The organism is Paenibacillus maysiensis (genome assembly GCF_000520815.1).
Classification (GTDB): domain Bacteria; phylum Bacillota; class Bacilli; order Paenibacillales; family Paenibacillaceae; genus Paenibacillus; species Paenibacillus maysiensis.
The window spans coordinates 1-308 of record NZ_ASRY01000247.1 but is presented as its reverse complement, the minus strand read 5'-3'; the positions used below and the strand labels follow the sequence as shown (position 1 = coordinate 308).

General features: G+C 46.4%; 1 protein-coding gene. It reads left to right on the top strand.

Going from position 1 to position 308, the window contains the following annotated elements:
- Window positions 1–250: hypothetical protein (locus L696_RS28760; protein ID WP_209440984.1), on the top strand; the 250-nt coding region annotated here is incomplete at its 5' end.
- Window positions 251–308: the final 58 nt, after the last annotated feature.

Sequence of the window (308 nt, the reverse complement as noted above, 5' to 3'; positions counted from 1 at the left end):
AGCCCCCAAGGGCAGAGAGGACAAACACATGGATATGCAACTAAAAATAGTTTGTTGGGCAACGGGCTTCAAGTTTGGAGCTGGAACATACGAGGTTCATGACCAAAACGGTGGTTTTCGGGGATTTTGTTCAGTATCTAAGTTGAAAGAAAAAGGACTGGTTCGGCGGATAGACCATACCAAGAAGGCGGAAGCATTTTTAAACACGGATGAAGGTCGGACGTGGTTCAGAAATAACCGCACAGTTTAGCCCCATAGGGGACAAGAAGGAGGGGCATGGGAATGCAAGATGCAATCCGTAAAATTCA